The 4,588-nt window shown below is 71.1% G+C and carries 5 protein-coding genes; 3 read left to right on the forward strand and 2 right to left on the reverse strand.

What is annotated here, in order from left to right:
• Both AC2VNT_RS02195 and AC2VNT_RS02200 read left to right on the forward strand, forming a co-directional pair.
• Positions 1 to 445 (forward strand): glycerate kinase (locus AC2VNT_RS02195; RefSeq protein ID WP_486945295.1); only part of this gene is annotated, 445 nt, incomplete at its 5' end.
• Positions 446 to 565: 120 nt separating this feature from the next.
• Positions 566 to 919: a HesB/IscA family protein gene (locus tag AC2VNT_RS02200; RefSeq protein ID WP_486945296.1), complete on the forward strand. Its 354-nt coding sequence runs from the start codon at positions 566 to 568 to the stop codon at positions 917 to 919.
• A 43-nt stretch (positions 920 to 962) separates the two neighbouring features.
• Here AC2VNT_RS02200 and AC2VNT_RS02205 read toward each other — a convergent pair whose 3' ends face one another.
• Complete coding sequence (locus tag AC2VNT_RS02205) at positions 963 to 1,295, reverse strand: hypothetical protein (protein ID WP_486945297.1); 333 nt, start codon at positions 1,293 to 1,295, stop codon at positions 963 to 965.
• A 162-nt stretch (positions 1,296 to 1,457) separates the two neighbouring features.
• Between AC2VNT_RS02205 and AC2VNT_RS02210 the strand changes: the two genes are divergently transcribed.
• Positions 1,458 to 2,462 carry a carbohydrate kinase family protein gene (locus tag AC2VNT_RS02210; RefSeq protein WP_486945298.1) on the forward strand — a complete coding sequence of 335 codons (1,005 nt, stop codon included), beginning with the start codon at positions 1,458 to 1,460 and terminating at the stop codon, positions 2,460 to 2,462.
• Here AC2VNT_RS02210 and asnB read toward each other — a convergent pair.
• Complete coding sequence (gene asnB, locus AC2VNT_RS02215; RefSeq protein WP_486945299.1) at positions 2,431 to 4,374, reverse strand: asparagine synthase (glutamine-hydrolyzing); 1,944 nt, start codon at positions 4,372 to 4,374, stop codon at positions 2,431 to 2,433. The two genes, AC2VNT_RS02210 and asnB, sit on opposite strands and share 32 nt — an antisense overlap.
• Between the last annotated feature and the right edge of the window lie 214 nt (positions 4,375 to 4,588).

Here is a 4,588-nt window from a genome sequence, read left to right on the forward strand (position 1 = left end):
GGCGTGGGCGGTGCAGCTCGACCGGGCGGCCGGGCGACCGGTGAGCGCCGCGGCCGGCGCCGGCGCCGCCGGCGGCATCGGTGCGGCGCTGCTCGCCCTGGGCGCGACCATCGAGTCCGGGGCGCAGCTCGTGGCCCGGCAGACCGACCTGCGCGCCGCCGTCGCCGCGGCCGACCTGCTGGTCACCGGCGAGGGCCGCTTCGACGAGCAGTCGCTGCACGGAAAAGTGGTCGGTGCGCTGGCCGACACCGCCCGGGAGCAGGGCATCCCGGTGCTGGTGCTGGCGGGTCAGGTCAGTCTGGACGAGACCGCGCTGCGGTCGGCCGGAATCATGGCCGCCCGCGCCGTCGCCGACTACGCCGGCTCGGTGCGGTTCGCCCTGGCCGACGCGGCCAACCAGCTGATGGGTCTGGCGTCGGCGACGGCCGCCGAGATCGGTGGGTGAGCGCCTCGGCCCGGTGTCGCCGTCGCGTACCTGCCGTTGCCGGTGTCCGGGTATCGTTGATGCGGTGGGCGCCGACTCCGAGCCGGCCCACCCCCGAATCAAGCGCAAAGGAAGACGCACATGACTGTTGAGGACCAGTCGACCGCTACCCCCGGGGTGGTGCTGACCGCAGAGGCGGCCTCGAAGGTCAAGTCGCTGCTCGCACAGGAGGGCCGCGACGACCTGACCCTGCGTATCGCGGTTCAGCCGGGCGGCTGTGCCGGGCTGCGCTACAACCTGTTCTTCGACGACCGCACCCTCGACGGTGACGTGATCCACGAGTTCGACGGCGTCAAACTGGTCGTCGACCGGATGAGCGCCCCCTACCTGGAGGGTTCGTCGATCGGCTACGCCGACCAGATCGACAAGCAGGGTTTCACCATCGACAACCCCAACGCCGGGGGATCCTGCTCGTGCGGCGACTCGTTCAACTGAGCTGAGCGGACCCGGTCGAGCCGGGCGTCGGGCACCCGCCCGACTAGCCGCCGACGACGGCGATGCCGCCGCCGACGTCGTTGCGGCGCGACACGTATTGCCGTGTCTTGACGAGCAAATCGGCGTGATACGGGCAGTAGGTCACGATCACCTTGACCAGCGCCCCCGGTATCTCCTGCATCGCCAGCCCGTCGTCCTGCATCGTGCGCATGGTCACCAGCGAGCCGGTGAGGTCCGGGTGCGCGTCCATCCACTGGCATGCGGACGGCCCGTGCGCGGTGACCCAATCGTCGACGTCGGCGACCGCCGGTGCGGCGCAGAGCACGCACAGCGCGGCAACGCCGGTGACGGCGATGACGGAGCCCATCCTGAACACCCGGCCAGCGTAACCACGGTCGGCACGATTCAGCGGTGCCGCCGCGCCCGGCACAGCGAACTCTGACCGAAGCGGAAGTCCGCTGCCAGGCTGGCAGCGGCCCGGTGCGGCGGCTGTGGGTAGTCTTGGCTGGTTCGGTGTACCAGACGAAGGGCGAGATCTGTGACGATTGCGGTGACCGGTTCGATCGCGACGGACCATCTGATGCGGTTTCCGGGGCGGTTCTCCGAACAGCTCCTCGCCGATCACCTGCAGAAGGTCTCGCTGAGCTTCCTCGTCGACGACCTGGTGATCCACCGGGGCGGGGTGGCCGGCAACATCGCCTATGCGATCGGGGTGCTCGGTGGTGACGCCGCGCTGATCGGCGCCGCCGGCGACGACTTCGGTGACTACCGCCGGTGGCTCTCCGAGCACGGCGTCGACTGCGAGCATGTGCTGATCTCGAAGACGGCGCACACCGCACGGTTCGTCTGCACCACCGATGTGGACATGGCCCAGATCGCGTCGTTCTACCCGGGTGCGATGTCGGAGGCCCGCGACATCTCGCTGGCCGGCGTCGTCTCGGCGATCGGCACCCCGGAGCTGGTAATCATCGGGGCCAACGACCCGGAGGCGATGTTCTGCCACACCGAGGAGTGCCGCACGCTCGGGCTGGCGTTCGCCGCAGACCCGTCCCAGCAGCTGGCCCGGCTCACCGGCGAGGAGATCCGCCGGCTCATCGACGGCGCGGCGATCTTGTTCACCAACGACTACGAGTGGGATCTGCTGCTGTCCAAGACCGGCTGGACCGAGGCCGACGTGATGAAGCAGGTCGGGCTGCGGGTGACCACCCTGGGCGGCGACGGTGTCGACATCGTCGACCCGGACGGCTCCCGCATCCACGTCGGCGTGGTGCCGGAGAAGAGCCAACTCGACCCCACCGGGGTGGGCGACGCCTTCCGGGCCGGGTTCCTCACCGGCCGCAGCGCGGGCCTGGACCTGGAACGGTCGGCGCAGCTCGGCTCGCTGGTCGCGGTGCTGGTGCTGGAGTCGACCGGCACCCAGGAATGGGGCTGGGACATCGAGGTCGCGGTGAGCCGGCTGGCCGACGCCTACGGCGAGGCGGCCGCCGCTGAGATCGGGGGCGCGCTGGCCGCTACAGCTGGACCGGGTAGCTCGGCTCGCTGATCTGCGGCACCAGGCTCTGCTCGACGAAGACGGCATGCCAGACCATGAAGATCAGCACCGTCCACAACCGGCGGCTGTGATCGCTCACCCCGGTGCGGTGCTCGTCGAGCATCCGGCGGACCGCGGCCAGGTCGACGAGGTGACCCGCGGCTGAGGCGGTCACCGTCTGCTGGGCCCACTCGAGCAGCTCGCCGGCGCGCAGCCAGTGCCGGATCGGCACCGGGAAGCCGAGCTTCGGTCGGTGCAGCACGTGCGCGGGCACGATCGGCTCCAGCGCCCGGCGCAGCGCGTACTTCGTCGTGGTGCGGGTGATCTTGGCCCGCACCGGCAGCCGCGACGCCACCGCGAAGACCTCCGGGTCCAGGAACGGCACCCGTAGCTCCAGCGAGTTCGCCATCGTCATCTTGTCCGCCTTGACCAGGATGTCGCCGCGCAGCCAGGTGAACAGGTCGATGTGCTGCATCCGGGCCACCGGATCCCAGCCGGCCGACTGCGCGTACAGCGGCCCGGTCACGTCGGCGTGCGTCCACTCCGGGCGGAACCCGGGCAGCACGGCGCGCAGCTGCGGATCGGAGAAGCTGCGGGCGTTGCCGTAGTAGCGCTGCTCCAGGGTGAGCGAGCCGCGGTGCAGCAGGCTCTTGCCGCGCAGCCCGTCCGGCAGCGGCGCGGACACCTTCTCCATCGACCGGCGCAGCGGCCCGGGCAGGTGGTCGAACGGCCGCAGTGACAGCGGCTCCCGGTAGATGGTGTATCCGCCGAACAGCTCGTCGGCGCCCTCCCCGGAGAGCACCACCTTGACGTGCTTGCGGGCCTCGCGGGCGACGAAGAACAGCGGCACCAGCGCCGGGTCGGCCACCGGGTCGTCCAGGTACCAGACGATCTCGGGCAGCGCCGCGACGAACTCGGCCGGGCTGACCAGCTTGGTCACGTGCCGCGCGCCGATCGCCGCGGCGGACGCGGCCGCGACGTCAGCCTCGGAGAAACCCTCGCGCTCGAAACCGGTGGTGAAGGTGATCAGCTTCGGGTTGTGCCGGATCGCCAGCGCGGCGATCGCGGTGGAGTCGATCCCGCCGGACAGGAACGCCCCGACGGTGACGTCGGCCCGCATGTGCTTGGCGACCGAGTCCTCCAGCACCGCGGTGATCTCGTCGTAGCGGGCCTGCTCGGTGTCGCGGGCGATCGGGGTGGCGTCGAACCGCGGCGTGAAATAACGACCGACCTCCGGTTCGCCGCCCGGCCGGATGCGGGCGTAGCACCCCGACTCCAGCCGGCGCACCCCCCGGTGCAGCGTCTCCGGCTCGGGCACGTACTGCAGCACCGTGTAGTGCTGGACGGCGCGGGCGTCGATACCGGTGTCGAAACCCACCTGCTCGGCCAGCGCCAGCAGGCACTTCTTCTCGCTGGCCACGGCGGTGCCGCCCGGGCCGGTCGCCATGAACAGCGGTTTGATCCCGAACGGATCCCGGGCGCAGAACAACTCGCCGCTCGCGGTGTCCCAGATCGCGAAGGCGAACATGCCCCGCAGCCGGGTCAACACGCCGACGCCCCAGTGGTGGTAGCCGGCGACGATCGCCTCACCGTCGCCGTCGGTCGCGAACGCCGTGCCGTGCTCGGCGGCCAGCTCCGCGCGCAGCTCCAGGTAGTTGTAGATCTCGCCGTTGAACACCAGTTCGTAGCGATCCGGCTGCTCCGGCGGACCCCACCGCAGCGGCTGGTGCGAATGGGCGATGTCGATGATCGACAGCCGGTTGAAGCCGAACACCACCTGGCCGCCGTCCCAGGCGCCCGGCTCGTCCGGGCCGCGGTGGCGCATCAGGTGGGTCGCATCGGCGACGGCGTCGACGACCTGGCTGCGCGGCCCGGGGCCGACGACGCCGGCCGGAGCGCACACCAGGGCCAGCAGTCCGCACATGGCCTCCCAGTATGCCGTACCGGGTTTGGCCCACCGCAGCGCGCCGACTGCGCCGGGCAGGCCGAACCGGCCAATCGGCAGGTGCGTCGGACCTTCCCGGGCCCGGTGGTCTACGCTGCGTAGTATTCGACTGCTGCACCGGGTCGGCGGGCCCGTCCCTGCGCACGGGGCAGCCGTCGACCCAGGCCGGTTTGTGACACAGGAGGCGCCGACG

Source organism: Mycobacterium sp. TH-M15 (genome assembly GCF_057473705.1).